This is a genomic window from Terracoccus luteus, assembly GCF_003635045.1.
In the GTDB taxonomy this organism is placed as follows: domain Bacteria; phylum Actinomycetota; class Actinomycetes; order Actinomycetales; family Dermatophilaceae; genus Terracoccus; species Terracoccus luteus.
In genome coordinates, this window is record NZ_RBXT01000001.1 from 3,916,746 (window position 1) to 3,938,651 (window position 21,906).

Below are 21,906 nucleotides of genomic sequence, written 5' to 3' on the forward strand. Positions count from 1 at the left end.
GACGGACGGCGCTGTCGGTGGGGCCACCTACAGTTGAGGTCATGGCGTGGAGCGTCGGGCGGGCGACGTGGGTCGGTGACCTGAGCGACAGCTCGATCGAGCAGCAGGTCGGCTCCCGCACGTTCGAACGCGGCCAGGCCTACGCCGCCCAGCGCCGGGTGCGTTCCATCGCCTCGCGACCCGAGGGCCGGATGCTGCTCGGCACCGTCTCGGGGTCGCGCTCCGACACCTACCAGGTCATCGTCGAGTCGACGAGCGCCGAGCGGCGCGCCCGCGGCATCGACTGGTGGGCCCGGTGCAGCTGCCCCGTCGCCTCCGACTGCAAGCACGCCGTCGCCCTGCTGCTCACGGCCCGCGACGTCGCGCAGGGCGTCGACCCGTCGCTCGACCCGTCCGCCGACGCAGCGGCGGAGGCGGGCGCCGGGGCCGCGGCCGGTCCGGGTGCGACCGACGCCGGTGGCACCTCGGCTGCCGGTGACGCCGCCGCCCTCGGGGGCGCCGACGCGGGCGCGCGAGCCCGCCGACCGGCATCCACGGTGCACTGGTCCGACGTGCTCGGTCACGTGCGACCGAGGGCGACGACGAGCCAGCCGACCCTGCCGGTGCCGCAGCCGCGCGGCGACCTCATGCCCGGCGCGCTGTACGTCGACACGATCTACCGCGCACCCGGAGGGCTGCGCGACCAGGCCGACCTCAGCTACGGGCTGCGGCCGACCCGACTGACCCGCACGGGGGCCTGGCACCAGAGCCTGTCGTGGCACGAGGCGCTGCCGCAGTGGCGGGCCGGCATCCGGCTGCTGCCCGAGCACGAGCGCCTCTTCACCCGCCTGCGCGACGCCGCCCGACACGGGTCGGGGGGCACGACGTACTTCACCCAGTCGCCGCCGCTCGCCCTCGACGCGAGCGCCGAGGTGTGGCCGCTGCTGAGGGAGGCCCGCGAGGCCGGCGTCGAGCTGCTGCCCGGTCACGGCGTCGCCGGGCCGGTCACGGTGGCCGACGAGCCCGCCACGCTGTCGATGGCCCTGCTGCGCGCCGACGACGGCAGCGGCGACCTCGTGGTGCGCCTCGACGTCGAGCTCCCCCCGGGCCTCGGGGCCCTGGACGAGGGGCAGGGGCCGCGGTCCGACGAGCTCGTCGCGCTGGGCGACCCCGTCCACGCGCTCGCCCTCGAGCGGGAGGCGGGCGACGTCGTCTTCGTGCCCGTCGAGCAGCAGCTCGGCCTCGACCCCCGCGCCTTCACCCAGGCGCTGGCGGGGCTGCGCGTCCCGGCCGGCGAGCGGGCGACGTTCCTGCGCACGACCGTGCCGGGGCTGCGCGAGCGGGTGCGGCTGCGCAGCGACGTGCCGCTGCCGGTGTCGCAGACGCCGGCGGGTGGCGCCGACGGTGCGGGCGGCGAGGCCGACGCCGAGACGGGTGGCGCGGCCGTCACGGTGCACGTGCGCATCGCGGCCGACGTGCCCGGCGAGGTGCGCCTCGACCTCGGGTACGCCTACGACGGCGAGGCGCGGCGCTTCAGCACGGCCCGCTTCGGCGGTGGCGACCGCGACCGGGCGGCCGAGGCGGCGGCCGTCGCCGGGGCGACGTCGGTGCAGGCCGTCCCCGGAGCCACGCGCACCGACGCCTCCGGCGGGGTGCACCTCGTCTCGCAGGTCGTGCTCACCGGCATCCGGGCCACGACGTTCGTCGCCGAGCACCTCAGCGCGATGGAGGACGACGAGCACGTCACCGTCGAGTTCGACGGCGTGTTCCCGGCCTACGACGAGGTGACGAGCGCGCCGGTCGTGCGGCTCGGGGTCGGCGCCGACGACGTTCCCGTCCCCGGCGTGGGCGGCCGTGGCGACCGCGACCCCGACGCCGAGCGCACCGACTGGTTCGACCTGCACGTCTCGGTCGAGGTCGAGGGTGAGGAGGTGCCCTTCGAGCCGCTCTTCGCCGCCCTCGCCCGCGGTGACGAGATCATGCTGCTCGAGTCGGGCACGTGGTTCCGCCTCGACCGCCCCGAGCTGACCCGGCTTCGCTCGCTCATCGGCGAGGCGCGCGAGATCGCCGACCCCGACTCGACTGAGCTGCGCCTCAGCCCGCACCACGCCGACCTCTGGGACGAGCTCGTCTCGCTCGGTGTCGTCGACCGGCAGAGCGCCCGGTGGGCGGCCACCGTCGAGGCGCTCGACGGCACCGCGCCCGAGCAGCCGGTCGTGCCCGACACCGTGCGCGCCACGCTGCGCCCGTACCAGCTCGACGGGTTCCGCTGGCTCTCGCGGCTGTGGGACGCCCGGCTCGGCGGCATCCTCGCCGACGACATGGGCCTGGGCAAGACGCTGCAGGTCATCGCCACCCTCGCCCGGGCGCACGAGCGCGGCGACCTCGGCGGCGACCGGGGGCCGGTGCTCGTCGTGGCACCGACGAGCGTCGTCGGGACGTGGGTCTCCGAGCTGGCCATGTTCGCGCCGCACCTGTCCGTCGCCACCCTCGCGGCCACCTCGCGCAAGCGCGGCACGACGATCGAGGATGCCGTCGCGGGCGCCGAGGTGGTCATCACCTCCTACGCCGTGCTGCGGCTCGACGACGCGCAGTTCCAGTCGCTGCCGTGGTCGGGGGTCGTGCTCGACGAGGCGCAGTTCGTCAAGAACCGGCAGGCCAAGACCCACATCGCCGCCCGCAAGCTCGACGTGCCCTTCACGCTTGCGGTGACGGGCACGCCCCTCGAGAACTCCCTCATGGACCTCTGGTCGCTGCTCTCGCTCACGGCTCCCGGCCTCTACCCCAGGCCCGACCAGTTCACGAAGAACTACCGGCGACCCATCGAGTCGGGGGACCGGCCCGAGCTGCTCGACCTGCTGCGCCGGCGCATCCGCCCCCTCATGCTGCGTCGCACCAAGGCCCAGGTCGCCCTCGACCTGCCCCCGAAGCAGGTGCAGGTCATGCCGGTCGCCCTGCACCCCGTGCACCAGCACGTCTACGACCAGCACCTGCAGCGCGAGCGCCAGCGCGTGCTCGGGCTGCTCGAGGACCCCGACGCCAACCGGGTCGCGATCCTCGCCTCCCTGACGCGGCTGCGGCAGCTCGCGCTCGACCCCGCACTCGTGTCGGAGACGTACGCGGGTCGGGCGACCGCCGCGAAGGTCGAGCTGCTCGTCGACCACCTGCGCGAGCTCGCGGCCGAGGGCCACCGGGCCCTCGTCTTCAGCCAGTTCACGGGCTTCCTCGCGGTGGTGGCGCGCGCCCTCGACGCGGCCGGCATCCGGCACTCCTACCTCGACGGATCGACGACCGACCGGCAGCGCGTCGTCGACGATTTCAAGGGCGGCGACGCCCCCGCCTTCCTCATCAGCCTCAAGGCCGGTGGCTTCGGCCTGACCCTCACCGAGGCCGACTACGTCTTCGTGCTCGACCCGTGGTGGAACCCGGCCGCCGAGTCGCAGGCCATCGACCGCACCCACCGCATCGGGCAGAGCCGGCCCGTCACGGTGTACCGGCTCGTCTCGGCCGGCACGATCGAGGAGAAGGTCGTCGCGCTCCAGGAGCGCAAGCGCGACCTCTTCGAGCGCGTCGTCGACGAGGGTGGGTCGCTGTCGGGCGCGATCACGGCCGCCGACGTGCGCGACCTGCTCGGGCTGCCCTGACGGGGGCGGTCAGCCGGCGTCGTCGCTGACGTCGCTGACGTCGTGGCCGTCGGTGTGGCTGTCGACGCTGGCCGCGGCGTGGGGGAGGTCGTCGACGCCGAGGAAGCGGCGCAGCACGGCGGCGCCCTCGACGGTGACGGGCTCACCCGGCCGCACGACGGTGTCGCGGGTGACGACGACCCGCTGCTCGTCGGCGCCGACCGCCCCGGCGGCCGAGCGCTGCACGACGCGGTGCCGCCCGTTCTCGCGGTAGCCGACCTTGCGGCTCACGGCGGCCGAGGCGTGGTTGCCGACGATGTAGCCCGACTCGCACTGGGCGGCGCCGAGCTCGTCGAGGGCGAGCACGACGGCCAGCCGGCGCATCAGCGTGCCGGTGCCGACGCCGTGGTGGGCGCGGCCCAGCCACGAGCCGGTGAGCACCGAGCGCCGCTGGGGGAAGGCGACGGCGTGGAGGTCCTGCATGCCGACGAGCACACCGTCGCGGCGGACCGTCAGGGCCAGGCGCCACTCCTCGGGGCTGCACGTCGCCCGCTGCGTCCACCACCAGCGCAGCGAGGACGTCGGGAAGCCGTCGGGGGCACCGGGGGTGAACGGCTCCTCGTGCCACGCCTGCAGGAACGGCATCGGCAGCGCCGGGTCCGTCACGCCACCGCGCACGAGCTCGACGAGCTCGGGCACGTCGTCGTCACGCAGCACGCGCAGCTCGACCGGGCCGCAGGCCACGCGCAGGGCGAACGGGGGGAAGATCTCCTCGAGGCTGAGCATGCGGACAGTCTCGGGGTGGGCGGTCGCCCCGCGCCTGCTCTTTTCCCAGCCGCGGCGGGGTTCCGGACGGTTGGGCCCGTGAGCGGCCGCTCCTTTCCCAGCCGTGGCGGGGTTCTGGACCGGACCTGCTCCTTTCCCAGCCGTGGCGGGGTTCCGGACGATCGGGCCCGGCCCCTGTCGGCTTGACCTCAAGCCCGCGTGAGCTCGGATGCTGGTGGCAGCGGGTACGAGTGACGTGCCCGACCGGCTCCACCCGACCCCCGCGGGCACCCTGCCCGACGCGAACGCACGCGTCCTAGAGTGGGACGAGCCGGATTGGTCCCCAGAGAGGAACGACACGTGGCTTACACCCTGCCCGAGCTCGACTACGACTACGCGGCCCTCGAGCCCCACATCAGCGCCCGCATCATGGAGCTGCACCACAGCAAGCACCACAAGGCCTACGTCGACGGCGCCAACGCCGCGGTGGCCAAGCTGGAGGAGCTTCGTGAGTCGGGCGACTTCGCCGCCGTCAACGGCGTCGAGAAGAACCTCGCCTTCCACCTCGGCGGTCACACCAACCACTCGGTGTTCTGGAAGAACATGAGCCCCGACGGTGGCGGTGAGCCCGAGGGCGAGGTCAAGGCCGCGATCGAGGAGTACTTCGGCGGCTTCGAGAAGTTCAAGGCGCACTTCGACGCCAACGCCAACGCCATCCAGGGCTCCGGCTGGTCGATCCTGGCGTGGGACACCATCGCCGCCCGCCCGCACATCATGCAGCTCTTCGACCAGCAGGGGAACATCCCCGTCGGCCAGATCCCGCTGCTGCAGCTCGACATGTGGGAGCACGCCTTCTACCTCCAGTACGAGAACGTCAAGGCCGACTACGTCAAGGCCTGGTGGAACGTCGTCAACTGGCAGGACGTCGCCGCGCGTCTCGAGCGCGCCAAGGCGACGGCCGGGCTCATCATCCCCGCCTGAGCACCGCACGGAGCGCCGACGGCGCCCACCCACGGATGCCGTCCAGCGGCGTCCCGCATCACAGGAGCGGCCGACCCCGGCGGGGTCGGCCGCTCCTGTGCTGAAGCCCCGCTGGCACGCCGAGGTCACGCTGCCGGCACGGTCAGGCGCGCTCCGCCTCGTCGACGTGCACCAGCTCGAGCGAGCCCACGAGCTCGGCAGCGGCGACCCGGCCGCGCGACGACAGGGCGTCGTCGGTGACGAGCAGGTCGACCTCCGCCAGGTCGGCGAAGGTGCTCAGCCCGACGTTCCCCCACTTCGAGGAGTCGGCGAGCAGGCACACCTGGCGGGCGGTCCCGACGAGGGCCCGGTTCGTCTCGGCCTCGACGAGGTTCGGTGTCGTCAGGCCCGCACGACCGTCGACCCCGTGGGCGCCGAGGAAGAGCAGGTCGACGTGCAACGAGCGCAGCGAGCCGACCGCGACCGGCCCGACGAGGGCGTCGCTCGGTGTACGGACCCCACCGGTCAGCACGACGGTCTGGCCCGGTGCCCCGGTGTCGTGCAGCAGCTGGGCGACGGGAACCGAGTTGGTCACCACCGTCAGCTGCGGCACGTCGGCCACCGCCACGGCGAGCTCGTACGTCGTCGTCCCCGCCGAGATGCCGATGGCGATGCCGGGCTCGACCCGCTCGGCGGCCGCGCGGGCGATGGCCCGCTTCTGCGCCTGCTGCAGCTTCGACTTCGCCGAGAAGCCCGGCTCGTCGCTCGCCCGCTCCGAGCCGACGGCGAGCGCACCGCCGTGAACTCGCTGCAGCCGGCCCTCGGAGGACAGCCGCTCGATGTCCCGGCGCACGGTCATGTCCGAGACGCCGAGCCGCTCGACGAGCTCGGAGACCTTGACCGCCCCGTGGTCCTCGACGATGTCGAGGATGACGGAGCGTCGCTGGCTGGCGAGCACTAGTCCTCCCGGACGACGAGGACCTCGCCGGCGGGCAGGTCGACGGATGCCGTCACCGGCACCTCGCGCACGAGGTCGAACCCCGCGGGGAGCGAGACCGACTGCGTCTCGTCGGTGTGGTTGAGCACGAAGAGCCAGGCCCGGTCGTCGGCGACGCGCCGGGTGACCTCGACGCCCGTCGGGAGGGCGTCGACGACCGGGCGCACCTGCGCCGCCTCGAGCACACCGTCGAGCAGGGCCCCGAGCCGGTCGTCGTCGGGCAACGTGCTGACGTACCAGGCGGTTCCGTCACCGACCGCGTTGCGGGTGACGGCCGGCCGGCCCGTCAGCGGGCCGGACGTGTAGGTCTCGACCACCTCGGCCCCGGTCAGCTCGACGTGCTCGCTCCACCACGTGCCGGTGCCGCTTTCGAGCGCGACGGTCTCGACCGGGCCGAGCGGGAAGAACTCCTCGACGCGCACGCCGAGCAGGTCGCGGAAGGCGCCCGGGTAGCCGCCGAGGCGCACGTGGTCGTTCTCGTCGCTGATGCCGGAGAAGTAGGTCACGACGACCTGCGCGCCGCGACGGGCCGCAGCGGCGACGGCATCCGCGTGCTCGTCGGTGACGAGGTAGAGCTGGGGCACCACGATGACGTCGTACTGCTCCAGGTCGGTGCCGGGGTGCACGACGTCGCACGTGACGCCGCGGGCGTGCAGCGCCCGGTGCACGGCGTGGGCGGCCTCGAGCGGGTCGAGCTCGGACGACGGCATGCACGGGCCCTCCGCGGCCCAGATGGCCTGGTAGTCGTGCAGCACCGCGACCCGTGACTCGACCCGGCTGCCGACGAGCTCACCGAGCCGTCCGGCCAGGGCGCCGAGCTGCTCGACCTCGCGGAAGCGTGCGCTCTCGGGGCCGGCGTGGGGGACGAGCGCGCTGTGGAACTTCTCCGAGCCGGCGCGCGACTGCCGCCACTGGAACCACGCGACGGTGTCGGCACCCCGGGCGACGTGGGCGACGGCGTCGCGCAGCGTCTGGCCGAAGGCCTTGGCGTGGTTGGTCGGCTGCCAGTTGACCGCGCTCGTCGAGTGCTCCATGAGCATCCACGGCGCCCCGCCGGCGAGACCGCGCGTGACGTCGCCGCTGAAGGCGAGCTCGGCGCGCGGGTGAGGCAGGGCGTCGACGATGTAGTGGTCGGTGCTGACGACGTCGACGGTCTCGGTCCACTGCGCGTAGTCGAGGTGCCGGAAGTGCTGCAGCGTCATGAAGTTCGTCGTCACGGGCACCCCGGGGGAGAGCTCGGTGATGACGGCGCGCTCGGCGCGCATGAAGTCGAGCAGGGAGTCGGACGAGAAGCGCTTGTAGTCGAGCACGTGCGTCGGGTTGTTGAACGTCGTGGACCGGCGCGGCGGCAGCACCTGGTCCCAGTCGGTGTAGCGCTGGCTCCAGAACGCCGTGCCCCAGGCCTCGTTGAGGGTCTCCAGCCCGTCGTACCGGCGGCGCAGCCACGAGCGGAAGTGCCGGGCGCACTCGTCGCAGTAGCAGGGCAGGTTGTGGCACGCGTACTCGTTCGAGACGTGCCACATCGCGAGGGCCGGGTGGTCGTGGTACCGGGTCGCCATCTGGCGGGTCAGGGCCAGGGCGTACTCGCGGAAGACGGGCGAGGTGGGGCACCAGGTCTGCCGGCTGCCGGGCCACAGCGTGTGGCCGTCGACGTCGACGGGAAGGATCTCGGGGTGCGCCGCCGACAGCCACGGGGGAGGGGTGGCCGTCGCGGTGGCGAGATCGACCGCGATGCCGCCCGCGTGCAGCTTGTCCATGATGGTGTCGAGCCACTCGAAGTCGTACTCGCCCTTGGCCGGCTCGAGCCAGCTCCACGAGAAGATCCCGAGACTGACGAAGGCGACGTTCGCGCGCTGCATGAGGGCGACGTCGTCGTCCCACACCGGCCGCGGCCACTGTTCGGGGTTGTAGTCGCATCCGAGGGCGAGGGTCTTCGTCGGCCATTCACGCATGGGGTGAAGAGTGGTGGGTTCGCCGCCCGTCTGTCAACAGAATCGAACAGATCCGACCAGAGTCGGGATGCCGGTGGCCGACGTCTCGGCTCAGCCTTCGTCAGGGGTGCGCGGGCTGGGCAGCACCGCCCACAGGCGGGATTCAGGCGACGCACAGCGGCAGGGGTGCCGGGACCCCACCCGGACGGGTGTGGTGCCGGGCACAGGAGGGAGATGTTGCTTTTGCTTGACACGCGTGTTCGTTGCCGTCATTCTCTGTCCATTGCTGACCGGTTGTGGTCGTCGGTGTGCGTCTCGGCACCCACGCATCCGGTCTCGGCCGTCAAAGGAGACCCTGCCATGTCCCGTCCCGAGAACGAGGCGCAGTACCTCGCCAGCCTCGTCCCCCCGTCCGTCCGCGGCGTCGACCGCCGTACCGTCCTGCGCGGTGCCCTCGGCATCGGCGCCCTCCTCGGCACCGGCACGCTCGCGGCCTGCGGTGGCGGCGACACCGGTTCCGGCGGCGTCCCCACCGGTCCGGTCAGCGGCACCGTCACGGTCGGCTCGAACCAGTCGGACGCCGTGCCGAAGGCGGCCGTGCAGTCGCTCATGGACGCGTTCCAGAAGGCGAACAGCGGCACGACGGCCAAGATCAACACCGTCGACCACAACACGTTCCAGGAGAACATCAACAACTACCTGCAGGGCTCGCCCGACGACGTCTTCACGTGGTTCGCGGGCTACCGCATGCGCTTCTTCGCGAGCAAGGACCTCGCGGGCGACGTCTCCGACGTGTGGTCGGGCATCACCGGCATGAGCGACGCGCTGAAGAAGAGCTCGACCGGCGACGACGGCAAGCAGTACTTCATCCCGGCCACGACCTACCCGTGGGCGGTCTTCTACCGCAAGAGCGTCTTCGAGCAGCGCGGCTACGAGGTGCCCAAGACCCTCGACGACCTCAAGGCCCTCGGCACCACGATGCAGAAGGACGGCCTGGACCCGATCGCCTTCGGCGACAAGGACGGCTGGCCCGGCATGGGCACGTTCGACCAGCTCAACCTGCGCATCAACGGCTACGACTACCACGTCTCGCTCATGGCGGGTCAGGAGTCCTGGTCCAGCGACAAGGTCAAGAAGGTCTTCGACACCTGGGCCGGCCTGCTCCCGATCCACCAGGCCGACCCGCTCGGTCGCACCTGGCAGGAGGCGGCCCAGTCGCTCCAGCAGAAGAAGTCCGGCATGTACGTGCTCGGCTCCTTCCTCGCCCAGCAGTTCGAGAAGGGCTCGGAGCAGGACGACCTCGACTTCTTCACCTTCCCGGAGATCGACAGCACCATCGGCACCGACGCCATCGAGGCCCCGATCGACGGCTGGATGATGAGCAAGCGCCCGAAGAACGAGGCCGCGGCCAAGAAGCTGCTCGCCTACATCGCCTCCCCGCCGGCGCAGGACATCCTCGTCAAGGCCGACCCGAGCGTCATCGCGACGAACGACGGTGCCGACACGGCGAGCTACACGGCGCTGCAGAAGAAGACGGTCGAGTTCGTCAAGGGCGCCAAGTCGATCGCGCAGTTCATGGACCGCGACACGCGCCCGGACTTCGCCAGCACCGTGATGATCCCGGCGATCCAGCAGTTCCTCAAGAACCCCAAGGACATCGACGGTCTCGTCAACAGCATCGAGGCCCAGAAGAAGAGCATCTTCGGGTCCTGACCGGCTGCCACTCGGCACCTGAGCGAAACGGACGGCGGCATGGCCACCACGTACAGAGGCATCAACCAGCTCTCGGGCAGGGACAAGGTCATCGTCGGCCTCATGGTCGTCGTGCCCACCCTCGTGGTGGTCTGGCTCGTCTGGCTCCCGGCGATCGGCTCGGTCCTGCTCTCGTTCACCAACTGGGACGGGATCGGGCCGATCTCCGGCATCAAGACGGTCGGTCTGCAGAACTACCGCGACATCACGACGATCTACCCGCCGTTCTGGCCGGCGATCCAGCACAACCTCATCTGGCTCGCCGTGATGTTCTTCGTCGCGACGCCGCTCGGGATGTTCCTCGCCGTGCTCATCGACCGCGGCGTCAAGGGCACGAAGTTCTACCAGACGAGCATCTACCTGCCGGTCGTGCTCTCGCTCGCCCTCGTCGGCTTCATCTGGCAGCTCATCTACTCGCGCGACCAGGGCCTGATCAACACCCTCACGGGCAGCACCGTCGACTGGTACGGCGACCCCAGCGTCAACCTGTGGGCCGCGCTCGTCGCGGCCACCTGGCGCCACTCCGGCTACATCATGCTGCTGTACCTGGCCGGCCTCAAGGGCGTCGACCCGTCGCTGCGTGAGGCGGCCAAGGTCGACGGCGCCACGGAGCGCCAGACCTTCTTCCGGGTCGTCCTGCCGGTCATGCGACCGATCAACGTCATCGTCCTCGTCGTCACCTTCATCGAGTCGCTGCGGGCCTTCGACCTCGTGTGGGTCATCAACAAGGGCCGCAACGGGCTCGAGCTCATCTCGACCCTCGTGACGCAGAACGTCGTCGGGGAGGCCAGCCGCATCGGCTTCGGCTCGGCCCTCGCGACGATCATGCTGCTCATCTCGAGCGTGCTCGTCTTCTTCTACCTCCGCATCGTCATGAAGGAGGACTGACCGTGTCGGACCTCGCCGTCGCCCCCCGCTCCGGCCGCCGCTGGCTGCTGCCGGTGTTCCTCACCGTCGTCTCGCTGGTCTACCTGGGCCCGCTGCTGCTCGCCCTCGTCAACAGCTTCCGCGACTACGCCTACACGGCGCAGAACGGCTACATCTCCTTCGGCGGATTCACCTTCGACAACTACAAGAACGCCTGGGAGCAGGCCGACTTCGGGCTGCACTTCGCCAACTCGGCGATCATCACGATCCCCGCGGTCATCCTCACGCTGTTCCTCTCCTGCTGCGTCGCCTTCGTCGTCGCGCGGTTCTCGTTCAAGTTCAACATCGCCCTGCTCGGGCTCTTCATGGCCGCGAACCTGCTGCCGCCGCAGGCGCTGCTCATCCCCGTCTACCGGATGTTCCGCGCCATCGAGGTGCCGTTCTGGGTCAGCGACTCGGGCACGCTGCTCAACAGCCACCTCGGCCTCATCCTCGTCAACGTCGCCTTCCAGACCGGCTTCTGCGCGTTCGTGCTGAGCAACTACATGCGGGCGCTCCCGCGCGAGCTCTACGAGTCGGCCGTCATCGACGGGGCCGGGGTGCTGCGCCAGTTCTTCACCATCACGCTGCCGCTGTGCCGCCCGCCGCTGGCCGCGCTCGCGGTGCTGCAGACGACGTGGATCTACAACGAGTTCTTCTGGGCCACCGTGCTGCTGCAGCAGGGCGACAAGTTCCCGGTGACGAGCTCGCTCAACAACCTGCGCGGCCAGTTCTTCACCGACAACAACCTCGTCGCCGCGGGCTCGATGATCGTCGCCGTGCCGACGCTCGTCATCTTCTTCGTCCTCCAGCGTCACTTCGTCGCGGGCCTGACCCTCGGCGCCACCAAGGGCTGACCACCGACCACGGCTGCGGGCGACCACCGTCCCCCGCGGCCGTGGCGTGTCCGGTGCACGCCCTGCCCCGACCCGCCCCACCACCACACCAGAATGAGAGCGATGAGCCCCAGCGCAACCGTCGTCGTCGAGTCGGCCGGCACCGCCCTCGTGGTGCGGCCCCGTCCCGGAGGCGAGGGCGACGCGGATGCCGGCCTGCCGGAGGTGCTGCACTGGGGCGCCTCGCTCGCCGGTGGTGCGGCCGCCTACGACGCCCTCGTGCTCGCCACCGAACAGCCGATGCCGCCGAGCTCGCTCGACACGCCCTGGCCCCTCACGCTGCTGCCGGGGGAGTCGGACGGCTGGCAGGGCACGCCCGGCTGGGCCGGTCACCGTGACGGCGGGGCGGCCGCGGTGCGCTGGGTCGACGCGACGTGCGAGGTCGAGACCGAGGGCGCGCCCCACGGCGAGACCCGCACCCTCGTCACCCGTGCCCGGAGCACGAGCGGCCTGACCCTCGAGCTGCGCCACGCCCTCGACCCGTTCGGCGTGCTGCGCGTGCACGCCACCGTCACCAATGCCGTCACCAATGCCGTGACGAACGCCGTGACGGAGGCCGCCGCCGACACCGACACCACCGTCGAGGGGGCGCCGCTCGACGTCGCCGCCCTGCGGGCGCTGCTGCCGCTGCCCCCGCGCGCCGACGAGGTGCTCGACCTCACCGGCCGCTGGTGCCGGGAGCGCTCGCCGCAGCGCAGCCGGCTCGACCACGGCACCCACCTGCGGGCCAGCCGCCGCGGCCGCACCGGTCACGACGCCACGCTGCTGCTCGTGGCGGGCGAGCAGGGCTTCGGCTTCCGCCGCGGCGAGGTGTGGGCCGTGCACACCGCGTGGAGCGGCAACCACGAGCACCTCGTCGAGTCGCTGCCCGAGGGCGCCGGCCGGCTCTCCGCCGTCCTCGGCGGCGGCGAGCTGCTCGCCCCGGGCGAGGTCCGCCTCGCCCCCGGCGAGTCGTATACCACCCCGGCGGTCGTCTTCGTCCACGCCACCGACGGTCTCGACGGGCTCTCGCGGCGCCTGCACCGCAGCCTGCGCGCGCGACCGGGCCACCCGGCATCCGAACGACCGACGGTGCTCAACACGTGGGAGGCCGTCTACTTCGAGACCGACCTCGCCCACCTGACGGCGCTCGCCGACACGGCGAAGCGCATCGGCGTCGAGCGCTACGTGCTCGACGATGGCTGGTTCGGCGGCCGTCGCCACGACCGCGCGGGCCTCGGCGACTGGGTCGTCTCGCGCGACGTGTGGCCCGAGGGCCTGCGCCCGCTCGTCGACCACGTCAAGGGCCTCGGCCTGCAGTTCGGGCTGTGGTTCGAGCCCGAGATGGTCAACGCTGACAGCGACCTCGTGCGCGTGCACCCCGAGTGGGTGCTGCGGCCGGCCGACGGCGACCCCCGCACCTGGCGCTACCAGCAGCTGCTCGACCTCACCGACGAGGGCGCGTTCGGCCAGCTGCTCGAGCGGGTCAGCGCCCTCGTGGCCGAGTACGGCATCGACTACATCAAGTGGGACCACAACCGCGACCTCCTCGAGGCGGTGCACACGACGAGCACCCCGTGGGGCCGGCGCGTCGACGCCCCGGCCGTGCACGCGCACACGCTCGCCGCCTACCGCCTGCTCGACGAGCTGCGCGACCGGCATCCCGCACTCGAGATCGAGTCGTGCAGCAGCGGCGGCGCGCGCGTCGACCTCGGCGTGCTCGAGCGCACCGACCGCATCTGGACGAGCGACTGCAACGACGCCCTCGAGCGCGCGAGCATCCAGCGGTGGACCTCGTTGCTCGTGCCCGCCGAGCTCATGGGCAGCCACGTCGGCGGACCCGTCGCGCACACGACGCACCGCGCGGTCGACCTCGGCTTCCGCCTGCTCATGGCGCTGCAGGGCCACGCGGGTCTCGAGTGGGACATCACGACGTGCGACGACGACGAGCTCGCCGCGCTCACCGCGTGGACCGGGCTCGTGCGCGAGCTGCGCGGGCTGCTGCACTCCGGCGACCTCGTGCGGGCCGACCTGCCCGACGACGCCCTGCAGCTGACGGGCACGGTCTCGCCCGAGCGTGACCGCGCCGTCTTCACCGTCGCGCGGCTCGTCTCGTCGGCCTCGACGCGGCCGGGACCCCTCCCGCTGCCCGGCCTCGACCCGGAGCGCACCTACGTCGTGCGCGTGCGCCCCGAAGCCGGGCTCCCCGCGCTCGTCGAGCACCGCCCGTCCCCGTGGTGGGAGGCCGCCCTCACGGATGCCGGGGTGCGGGTCCCCGGGTCGGTGCTCGGTGGCGTGGGCCTGCACGCCCCGGTGCTCGCGCCGGCGCAGGGGTACCTGCTCGACGTGCGCGCCGTCGACTGAGCCGAGCGCGGCCCCGGACCGGCCGCCCACCTCGGGGTGGCAGACTGCCGCCGTGCGCGCACTGACGAAGCTGACCGCCGGACCGGGCCTCGAGCTCGTCGACCGCCCCGAGCCGCAGTGCGGCCCCCGTGACGTCAAGGTCCGGGTGCTGCGCGCGGGGCTGTGCGGGACCGACCTGCACCTCGCCGGGTGGGACGACTGGGCCGCCGCGACGGTCGTGCCCCCGCTCGTCATCGGCCATGAGTTCTACGGGGAGGTCGTCGAGGCCGGCCCCGCCGTCGTCGGCGTCAAGGTCGGCGACCGGGTCTCCGGCGAGGGGCACGTCGTGTGCGGCCGCTGCCGCAACTGCCGTGCGGGTCGCCGCCACCTCTGCATCCGCACCAAGGGCGTCGGCGTCAACCGCGACGGAGCCTTCGCCGACTACGTCGTCGTGCCGGCCACGAACGCGTGGGTGCAGCCCGCCGACCTCGACCCCGACCTCGGCGCCGTCTTCGACCCGCTCGGCAACGCGACGCACACCGCGCTGCAGTGGCCGCTCATCGGCGAGGACGTCGTCATCACCGGCGCCGGACCGATCGGGGTCATGGCCGCCGCCATCGCCCGGCACGCCGGGGCGCGCTACGTCGTCGTCAGCGACGCGAGCGACTACCGGCTGGCCCTCGCCGAGAAGGCCGGGGCCGACCTCACCGTCAACGTCACCCGCGAGACCCTCGGCGACGCCCAGCGCCACCTCGGCCTCAAGGAGGGTTTCGACATCGGCCTCGAGATGTCGGGGGCCGCGCCCGCCGTCACCGACATGATCGAGAACATGAACCACGGCGGCCGCATCGCGTTGCTCGGGCTGCCGCACGCGAGCTACGAGCTCGACTGGGGCAAGGTCATCACCCACATGATCACGCTCAAGGGCATCTACGGCCGCGAGATGTACGACACCTGGTACGCGATGTCGCAGATGGTGGCGACGTCCGAGCGGCTGCGCAGCGCCGTGACGCAGGTCATCACGCACCGCTTCCCGGCCGAGCAGTGGGCCGACGCCTTCGAGACGGCCCGCTCCGGGCAGTGCGGCAAAGTCGTCATGGACTGGAGCTGACGCGCGGTGCCGGACCCCCGTCCGCGCCCGCTCGTGCTGCTGCACGGCCTCGGCCAGTCACCCATCGCGTGGCAGGACTTCGTCACCGCGTACGGCGCCGGGCGGCCGATGTCGGCGCCGTGGCTGCGTGGCCTCAAGCCGAAGGATGCCGTGGGCTTCGACCTCGGTGACGCGGCCTCGGGCGTCGCTGACGAGCTCGAGCTGCAGGGCGTGCGCCGGGCCGACTTCGTCGGCGTCTCGGTCGGGGCCAGCGTGGCGCTGCGGCTCGCGGTGCAGCGACCCGAGCTCGTCGGGCGCCTCGTGCTCGGCGGCGCGCTCGTCCGCCCGTCGCGGGGCTCGCTGCGTATGCAGAAGCTCGCCCTGCGGCTGGTGCCCGAGAGTCGCCTCGTCGACGCCGGCGTCTCGCGGCCGCGCATGCTCGCCGTGCTCGACGGCCTGCGCGACTTCGACGGCACGACCGAGCTGCGGTCGGTGACCGCGCCGACGCTGCTCGTGGCCGGTTCGAAGGACAAGGCCGGCGTCGTCGCCGCGCAGGCGCTCGCGAAGGAGCTGTCCGGCGCGCAGGTGCAGGTGCTCGACGGCGCCGGTGCCCTGCTCAACACCGAGTCGGCGACCGCGCTCGCCGACCTCACGCACGCCTTCCTCGACACCGAACCCCCGCCCCACGACCCCCGTCGAGAGGGCGCGTAGCCCCCGTCGAGAGGGCGCTCGGCCACCGTCGAGAGGGCACCACCCGCGTCGCCACCCCCGCCACGAAAGGCACCCGATGACCGGCCCCACCACCCCTGACACCCACGAGACGCGCCTGGTCACGACGCCGGACGGACGCACGCTCGAGGTCCTCCTCACCGGGCCGGAGGACGGGCTCCCTCTCGTCTTCCACCACGGCACCCCGCAGGCGGCGGTGCCGTTCGGCATCCTCGAGCGCCCGGCGACGCAGCGCGGCCTGCGGGTCGTCCAGTGCTCGCGGCCGGGCTACGGGCGGTCGACCCCGCGCGCCGACGTCGCGACCACCGCCACCGTCGCCGACGACGCGGCCGACACCGCGACGGTGCTCGACGCCCTCGGCCACCGCGAGTTCGTGACCCTCGGCTGGTCGGGCGGCGGCCCCCGTGCCCTGGCCTGCGCCGCGCTGCTGCCCGGCCGGTGCCTCGCCGCGGTCTCCGGTGTCGGCATCGCCCCGCCGGATGCCGTGGGGCTCGACCCGCTCGACGGCATGGGTCCGGAGAACGTGGCCGAGTACACCGCCGTGGCCCAGGGCGCCGACGCCCTCACCGCCTTCCTCGAGGAGCACGGGACACCCGTGCTCCAGGCGACCGGGGACGACATCGTCCGCGAGCTGGGCGGGCTGCTGCCCCCGGTCGACCGCGCCGCCATGACGGGCGAGCTCGGCGAGTACCTCGCCGCCGCCTCCCGGCACGCCGGGGCCCAGGGCATCGTCGGCTGGCGGGACGACGACCTGACGCACACCCGGCCGTGGGGCTTCGACCTCCACGACGTCACCGTCCCCACCGCGGTGTGGCAGGGGACCGAGGACCTCATGGTCCCGTTCGCGCACGCGCAGTGGCTGGCGACGCACGTCGCGGGTACCCGCGCCCACCTCGTCGAGGGCGAGGGGCACGTGTCGCTGCTCATGCGCATGGGCGACGTGCTCGACGACCTGCTCGACCTCGCCGGCCGCGGCACGGCGACGCGGTAGCGACCGACCGGCCTCCGCGACGGCGGCCGCGGGCAGTCAGGGACAGCAGCGGGTTTCGGCGAGCGGTGGCCGCGCACCGGCGTTAGCGTCGGTGCGCGGCCACCGCCGCGCTGCTCGCCCTGCCGTCGCCGTCGTCCGAGAGGCCTGCCGATGCCCGCCCTGTCCCGAACCGCCGCCTCACTCTCCGCGGCCGCCCTGATCGTCACCGGTCTCACCGTGACCGGACCCGCTGCCGGCGGCGCCCTCGCCTCGCCGGGCACGCCGGCCAGCACGTCGGCCAGCACGTCGGCATCCGCGGGGGTGACGGCATCCGACGACATCCTCGACCGCATCCGCGCCGTCCCCGGTGTCACCTCGGTGTCGGAGGGGAGCGTGCCCGCCGGGTACCGCTTCTTCCTCATCTCCTTCCGCCAGCAGGTCGACCACCGCGACCCCGCCAAGGGCACCTTCGAGCAGCGACTGACGCTGCTGCACAAGGGAACCGACCGGCCCACGGTCATGTACACAAGCGGCTACGGCGTCTCGCAGAGCCCCGGGCGTGCCGAGCCGACGCAGATCGTCGACGGCAACCAGCTGAGCATGGAGTACCGGTTCTTCAGCCCCTCGATCCCCGCGTCGCCGAGCTGGCCGACCCAGCTGACGATCTGGCAGGCGGCCACCGACCAGCACGACATCATCGAGGCGTTCAAGACCGTCTACGACCAGAGCTGGCTGACGACCGGCGGGTCGAAGGGCGGCATGACCGCGACCTACCACCGGCGCTTCTACCCGGACGACGTGCAGGGCAGCGTCCCCTACGTGGCGCCGAACGACGTCGTCGACACCAAGGACGTCTACAACGAGTTCCTCTCGCAGGTGGGCGAACCCGCGTGCCGTGACGCCATCACGGCGGTGCAGCGGCGCGCGCTCGGCCCCGCCCGCGACGGCATCCTGCGCACCTTGCGTTCCGTGAGCGCCGAGCAGGGTCTGACGTGGAAGACCGTCGGCAGTCTCGAGAAGGCGTACGAGTCGGCGGTCGTCGACACCTACTTCGCGTTCTGGCAGTACCAGCCCGAGTCAGCCTGCGGCTCGGTGCCGGACGCACGCACCGCCACCCGCGACGAGATCTACGCCTTCCTCGACGGCGTCGCCGGGCTGACGTTCTACTCCGACCAGACGCTCGCGTACTACGCGCCCTACTACTACCAGGCGGCGACGCAGCTCGGCTCGCCCGAGCCGTACGAGAACCGCCTCGGCGACCTGCTGAAGTTCCCGGGCGCCGACGTCGCCAAGACGTTCGTGCCGCGCGAGCTCAAGCCGCTGCCCCGCTTCGACCGCGCGGCCATGCCCGACGTCGACCGTTGGGCCTCGCACCGCTCGACGCAGATGCTCTACGTCTACGGCGAGAACGACCCGTGGAGCGCCGAGCCCTTCGACTGCGGCCCCGCCGCCTCGGCCGCCCGCCGCGACTGCTTCCGCTTCTACGTCCCCGGTGGCAACCACGGCTCGTCGATCTCGCAGCTGCCCGAGGCCGAGCGCGCCGTCGCCGTGCAGCAGGTGCGCGAGTGGGCGGGAGTGGCCACCGCCGACGCGTCCGCCCGCTCGGCCGCGGCCGGCTCGTGGTCGTCGGTGCCTGCGCTCGACCACGCCCCGGAATGGACCCAGCGCCGCACCCCCTGAGGGCGGACCGGATGCCGGGCCCACCGGCATCCGGTCTCACCCGTTCTCAACCGGTCACGCTGAACGTGACCCACGTGTCCGGCGGGAGCTCGGGCCGGCCCGGGACGGGGCGTCGTTCAGAGGTCCACCCCGGGTCGAGGCCCGCCGCCACGGCCGGCCAGAAGGCGGCCGCGGCGGCGTTGCGCTGCTGATGGGCGACGCTCCACCGTCCCGGTCGGGTGGCGACCACGCTGCCCACGAGTCGGCGCCCCGCCCCCGTTCGTCGGGCGCCGGCCACCACGAAGAAGCTGCTGATGACGGCGACGGGCTCGTCGAGCGCCCGGGCGACGGCGAGCCCGACCGGGTGGGGCCCGGACTCGAGCAGCCTCGCCTGCCAACCGGTCTCACCCGCGAGGGCGCGGTCGAGGCGCTCGGTGCGGTACCGGCCGTCAGACCCCGGGAGTGCGCCGGTGACGGCGCTGAGGTCGTGTCGGAACAGCTGCCACAGGCGGTGCATCACGTCGTGGTCGGCAGCGGTGGCCCGGCGGGCCACGAGGGCGGCCGGCTGGAGCGGTGGGATGTCGGGAGTCGTCATACGCAAGAGCCTCGGACGCAGGACGCGTACCGAGGCTCACGGTGATTCTCCCACGTCGTCACCCCCGGCATACGCTGGTGGGTGCCACCAGCACCCGAACGTGAGGACCCCGATGTACGGCACAGTCAAGGACGAACTCGCCGCGACGCTCCGGGAGATCGAGGATGCCGGCCTGTACAAGAACGAGCGCGAGCTGACCTCACCGCAGTCGGCGCACGTCACGACTCTCAAGGCCACGGCGCTCAACTTCTGCGCCAACAACTACCTGGGCCTGGCCAACGAGCCGGCGGTCGTGGACGCGTCCAAGGCGGCCCTCGACGAGTGGGGCTTCGGCATGGCGTCGGTGCGCTTCATCTGCGGGACGCAGACGCTGCACACCTCCCTCGAGAGCAAGCTGAGCGAGTTCCTCGGCACCGAGGCGACGATCCTCTACTCGTCGTGCTTCGACGCCAACGGCGGTGTCTTCGAGGTGCTCTTCGGCGCCGACGACGCCATCGTCAGCGACGAGCTCAACCACGCCTCGATCATCGACGGCGTGCGGCTGTCGAAGGCGAAGCGGTTCCGCTACAAGAACGCCGACATGGCCGACCTCCGGGTGCAGCTCGAGGCGGCGCGCGAGGCGGGGGCCAAGCGGGTCGTCGTCGTGACCGACGGCGTGTTCTCGATGGACGGCTCGTACGCCCCGCTCGACGAGATCTGCGACATCGCAGAGGAGTTCGGCGCGATGGTCTTCGTCGACGACTCGCACGCCGTCGGGTTCGTCGGTGACGGCGGGCGCGGCACGCCCGAGCTGTTCGGCGTCATGGACCGCGTCGACATCCTCACGGGCACCCTCGGCAAGGCCCTCGGCGGCGCGTCGGGCGGCTACGTCGCGAGCCACCGTGAGGTCGTCGACCTGTTGCGCCAGCGCTCGCGCCCCTACCTCTTCAGCAACTCCGTCGCGCCGGCCGTCACCGCCGGCTCGATGGCGGCGCTCGACCTCGTCGAGGGCTCGGCCGACAAGCGCGAGACCCTCAAGGCCAACACCGAGCTGTTCCACCGGCTCATGACCGAGGCCGGCTTCGAGCTGCTGCCGGGCACGCACCCCATCCGCCCCGTCATGTTCCCGGGTGAGGACGGCGCCCGTCGCGCCGCGCAGATCGCCGAGCACATGCTCGGCAACGGCGTCTACGTCATCGCCTTCAGCTTCCCGGTCGTGCCGCGCGGCAAGGCCCGCATCCGCGTGCAGCTCTCGGCCGCGCACTCGGAGGCCGACGTGCGCGCCTGCGTCGACGCCTTCGTCGCCGCGCGCGACGCCGTGGGCTGACGGCACCCGTCCACCGCGTCACGCGCCGGTCGGATGCCGGTGGGCGGGGCTCTCACCGGTCCGCACCACCCGCCGTGCCCACACGACGGGGTTCACGCGCTCTCTCGACGGGGGAAGGCGGGCCCGTGGATGCGGTGGTGATCGCCGGGTGGAGCCGTAGATGATGATCTAGGGTGCTGTCCGTGCCGAAGATCAGGATCCGTGACGCCGCGGCGTTCCTCGCCGTCAGCGACGACACCGTTCGCCGGTGGGTCGACGCCGGGCAGCTGCCCGCCGAGACCGACGCGAGCAACCGCAAGGTCATCGACGGGCGCGACCTGGCCCGGTTCGCCAAGGAGCACGCCGCCACCCCGATGGCCGACCCGTCGGGCGTGCAGCGCTCGGCCCGCAACCGCTTCGTCGGGCTCGTCACCGACGTCGTCACCGACACGGTCATGGCGCAGGTCGAGCTGCAGTGCGGCCCCTACCGGGTCGTCTCACTCATGAGCAGCGAGGCGGTGCGCGACCTCGGTCTCGAGGTCGGCGCGGTCGCCGTCGCCGTCGTCAAGTCGACGACGGTCATCATCGAGACGCCCGCAGGAGTGTCATGACCCGCCACCGCGCGACGTCCCGGACCGCCCTTTCCGCCATGGGTGCCGCCGCCCTGATGGCCACTGCCGCCGGCTGTGGCTCCGACGCCACCACGACGCAACCGGGCGCGGGCGCGCCGGCCGGCTCCACGGCATCCGGTACGACGTCGGCGGCCTCGGGCACCCTCACCGTCTTCGCGGCCGCGTCGTTGAAGAAGACCTTCACGCAGCTGGGCCAGGACTTCGAGGCGAGCCACCCGGGCACGACGGTCACCTTCAGCTTCGCCGGCTCGTCCGACCTCGTGACGCAGCTGCAGCAGGGCGCGCCGGCCGACGTCTTCGCCTCGGCCGACACGAAGAACATGGACAAGGCCACCGGCGACTCGCTCGTCGAGGGCAGCCCCGTCGACTTCGCCACCAACACCCTCGAGATCGCCGTGCCGCCGGGCAACCCGGGCAGGGTGACCGACCTGAAGAGCCTCGCGAACCCGGCGGTCAAGGTCGTGCTGTGCGCGCCCGAGGTCCCGTGCGGCACGGCCGCGCAGAAGGTAGAGACCACGGCCGAAATCGACATCAAGCCCGTCAGCGAGGAGTCGTCGGTCACCGACGTCCTCGGCAAGGTGAGCAGCGGCGAGGCCGACGCCGGGCTCGTCTACGTCACCGACGTCGAGGCGGCCGGCGACACGGTCGAGGGCGTCACCTTCGACGAGTCGTCGGCGGCGGTGAACCGCTACCCGATCGCGACGCTCGCCGACAGCCAGAACGTCTCTCTCGCCGAGGAGTTCGTCGCCCTCGTCACCGGCGCGCAGGGCCAGCAGGTGCTCGCCGCCGCCGGCTTCGGCCAGCCCTGACCGGCG

17 protein-coding genes are annotated in these 21,906 nt (G+C 72.4%); 13 read left to right on the forward strand and 4 right to left on the reverse strand.

Translation table 11 applies throughout. The features are described 5' to 3' along the window. The first annotated feature begins 41 nt into the window (after positions 1 to 41). A complete protein-coding gene (locus tag DFJ68_RS17600; RefSeq protein ID WP_121034851.1) occupies positions 42 to 3,623 on the forward strand; it encodes a DEAD/DEAH box helicase in 3,582 nt (1,193 codons plus the stop codon). 9 nt (positions 3,624 to 3,632) lie between these two features. Here DFJ68_RS17600 and DFJ68_RS17605 read toward each other — a convergent pair whose 3' ends face one another. Then, positions 3,633 to 4,388, reverse strand: a complete 756-nt coding sequence (locus DFJ68_RS17605) for a GNAT family N-acetyltransferase (protein ID WP_121034852.1) — start codon at positions 4,386 to 4,388, stop codon at positions 3,633 to 3,635. 339 nt (positions 4,389 to 4,727) lie between these two features. Between DFJ68_RS17605 and DFJ68_RS17610 the strand changes: the two genes are divergently transcribed. Further along, positions 4,728 to 5,348: a superoxide dismutase gene (locus DFJ68_RS17610; RefSeq protein WP_121034853.1), complete on the forward strand. Its 621-nt coding sequence runs from the start codon at positions 4,728 to 4,730 to the stop codon at positions 5,346 to 5,348. A gap of 142 nt (positions 5,349 to 5,490) precedes the next feature. Here DFJ68_RS17610 and DFJ68_RS17615 read toward each other — a convergent pair whose 3' ends face one another. Both DFJ68_RS17615 and DFJ68_RS17620 read right to left on the reverse strand, forming a co-directional pair. Continuing rightward, positions 5,491 to 6,285 carry a DeoR/GlpR family DNA-binding transcription regulator gene (locus tag DFJ68_RS17615; RefSeq protein WP_121034854.1) on the reverse strand — a complete coding sequence of 265 codons (795 nt, stop codon included), beginning with the start codon at positions 6,283 to 6,285 and terminating at the stop codon, positions 5,491 to 5,493. Beyond that, entirely contained in the window at positions 6,285 to 8,276 is a 1,992-nt protein-coding gene (locus DFJ68_RS17620; protein WP_121034855.1) for a beta-galactosidase, read from the reverse strand. The genes DFJ68_RS17615 and DFJ68_RS17620 overlap by 1 nt, the downstream gene beginning before the upstream one ends. Before the next feature lie 339 nt (positions 8,277 to 8,615). On the opposite strand from DFJ68_RS17620, the gene DFJ68_RS17625 reads away from it, so the two are divergent. From DFJ68_RS17625 to DFJ68_RS17660, 8 genes are all read left to right on the forward strand, one after another. Further along, positions 8,616 to 9,968: an ABC transporter substrate-binding protein gene (locus tag DFJ68_RS17625; RefSeq protein ID WP_121034856.1), complete on the forward strand. Its 1,353-nt coding sequence runs from the start codon at positions 8,616 to 8,618 to the stop codon at positions 9,966 to 9,968. Positions 9,969 to 10,007: 39 nt separating this feature from the next. After that, on the forward strand, positions 10,008 to 10,895 hold the full coding sequence (locus DFJ68_RS17630) for a carbohydrate ABC transporter permease (RefSeq protein ID WP_121034857.1): 888 nt from the start codon (positions 10,008 to 10,010) through the stop codon (positions 10,893 to 10,895). 2 nt (positions 10,896 to 10,897) lie between these two features. Then, positions 10,898 to 11,770, forward strand: coding sequence for a carbohydrate ABC transporter permease (locus DFJ68_RS17635; protein WP_245963729.1), 873 nt, complete (start codon positions 10,898 to 10,900; stop codon positions 11,768 to 11,770). A gap of 102 nt (positions 11,771 to 11,872) precedes the next feature. Continuing rightward, the gene (locus tag DFJ68_RS17640; protein ID WP_121034858.1) at positions 11,873 to 14,152 is read left to right on the forward strand and encodes an alpha-galactosidase; all 2,280 of its coding nucleotides are present in this window, start codon (positions 11,873 to 11,875) and stop codon (positions 14,150 to 14,152) included. Positions 14,153 to 14,204: 52 nt separating this feature from the next. After that, positions 14,205 to 15,242 (forward strand): L-threonine 3-dehydrogenase, encoded by a 1,038-nt coding sequence (tdh, locus tag DFJ68_RS17645; RefSeq protein WP_121034859.1) that lies wholly within the window; start codon positions 14,205 to 14,207, stop codon positions 15,240 to 15,242. A 6-nt stretch (positions 15,243 to 15,248) separates the two neighbouring features. After that, the gene (locus tag DFJ68_RS17650; RefSeq protein ID WP_121034860.1) at positions 15,249 to 15,932 is read left to right on the forward strand and encodes an alpha/beta fold hydrolase; all 684 of its coding nucleotides are present in this window, start codon (positions 15,249 to 15,251) and stop codon (positions 15,930 to 15,932) included. A 76-nt stretch (positions 15,933 to 16,008) separates the two neighbouring features. Beyond that, positions 16,009 to 16,941, forward strand: coding sequence for an alpha/beta fold hydrolase (locus DFJ68_RS17655; protein ID WP_121034861.1), 933 nt, complete (start codon positions 16,009 to 16,011; stop codon positions 16,939 to 16,941). Between the two features lie 150 nt (positions 16,942 to 17,091). Further along, on the forward strand, positions 17,092 to 18,600 hold the full coding sequence (locus tag DFJ68_RS17660) for a S28 family serine protease (protein WP_121034862.1): 1,509 nt from the start codon (positions 17,092 to 17,094) through the stop codon (positions 18,598 to 18,600). A gap of 46 nt (positions 18,601 to 18,646) precedes the next feature. Here the strand turns inward: DFJ68_RS17660 and DFJ68_RS17665 are convergent, their stop codons facing one another. Then, entirely contained in the window at positions 18,647 to 19,174 is a 528-nt protein-coding gene (locus tag DFJ68_RS17665) for a GNAT family N-acetyltransferase (RefSeq protein WP_245963730.1), read from the reverse strand. Between the two features lie 112 nt (positions 19,175 to 19,286). Between DFJ68_RS17665 and DFJ68_RS17670 the strand changes: the two genes are divergently transcribed. From DFJ68_RS17670 to modA, 3 genes are all read left to right on the forward strand, one after another. Continuing rightward, positions 19,287 to 20,480: a glycine C-acetyltransferase gene (locus DFJ68_RS17670; protein ID WP_121034863.1), complete on the forward strand. Its 1,194-nt coding sequence runs from the start codon at positions 19,287 to 19,289 to the stop codon at positions 20,478 to 20,480. 182 nt (positions 20,481 to 20,662) lie between these two features. Then, the gene (locus DFJ68_RS17675) at positions 20,663 to 21,070 is read left to right on the forward strand and encodes a TOBE domain-containing protein (protein ID WP_121035503.1); all 408 of its coding nucleotides are present in this window, start codon (positions 20,663 to 20,665) and stop codon (positions 21,068 to 21,070) included. Then, on the forward strand, positions 21,067 to 21,900 hold the full coding sequence (modA, locus tag DFJ68_RS17680) for a molybdate ABC transporter substrate-binding protein (RefSeq protein ID WP_121034864.1): 834 nt from the start codon (positions 21,067 to 21,069) through the stop codon (positions 21,898 to 21,900). Before DFJ68_RS17675 ends, modA begins: the two co-directional genes overlap by 4 nt. Positions 21,901 to 21,906 lie beyond the last annotated feature (6 nt).

Bases quoted from the DNA above. Each gene is read 5' to 3' on its own strand.
- DFJ68_RS17600 (WP_121034851.1), top strand. From the start codon at position 42: ATGGCGTGGAGCGTCGGGCGGGCGACGTGGGTCGGTGACCTGAGCGAC.
- DFJ68_RS17605 (WP_121034852.1), bottom strand. From the start codon at position 4,388: ATGCTCAGCCTCGAGGAGATCTTCCCCCCGTTCGCCCTGCGCGTGGCC.
- DFJ68_RS17620 (WP_121034855.1), bottom strand. From the start codon at position 8,276: ATGCGTGAATGGCCGACGAAGACCCTCGCCCTCGGATGCGACTACAAC.
- DFJ68_RS17625 (WP_121034856.1), top strand. From the start codon at position 8,616: ATGTCCCGTCCCGAGAACGAGGCGCAGTACCTCGCCAGCCTCGTCCCC.
- DFJ68_RS17630 (WP_121034857.1), top strand. From the start codon at position 10,008: ATGGCCACCACGTACAGAGGCATCAACCAGCTCTCGGGCAGGGACAAG.
- DFJ68_RS17640 (WP_121034858.1), top strand. From the start codon at position 11,873: ATGAGCCCCAGCGCAACCGTCGTCGTCGAGTCGGCCGGCACCGCCCTC.
- DFJ68_RS17655 (WP_121034861.1), top strand. From the start codon at position 16,009: ATGACCGGCCCCACCACCCCTGACACCCACGAGACGCGCCTGGTCACG.
- DFJ68_RS17660 (WP_121034862.1), top strand. From the start codon at position 17,092: ATGCCCGCCCTGTCCCGAACCGCCGCCTCACTCTCCGCGGCCGCCCTG.
- DFJ68_RS17665 (WP_245963730.1), bottom strand. From the start codon at position 19,174: ATGACGACTCCCGACATCCCACCGCTCCAGCCGGCCGCCCTCGTGGCC.
- DFJ68_RS17670 (WP_121034863.1), top strand. From the start codon at position 19,287: ATGTACGGCACAGTCAAGGACGAACTCGCCGCGACGCTCCGGGAGATC.
- modA (WP_121034864.1), top strand. From the start codon at position 21,067: ATGACCCGCCACCGCGCGACGTCCCGGACCGCCCTTTCCGCCATGGGT.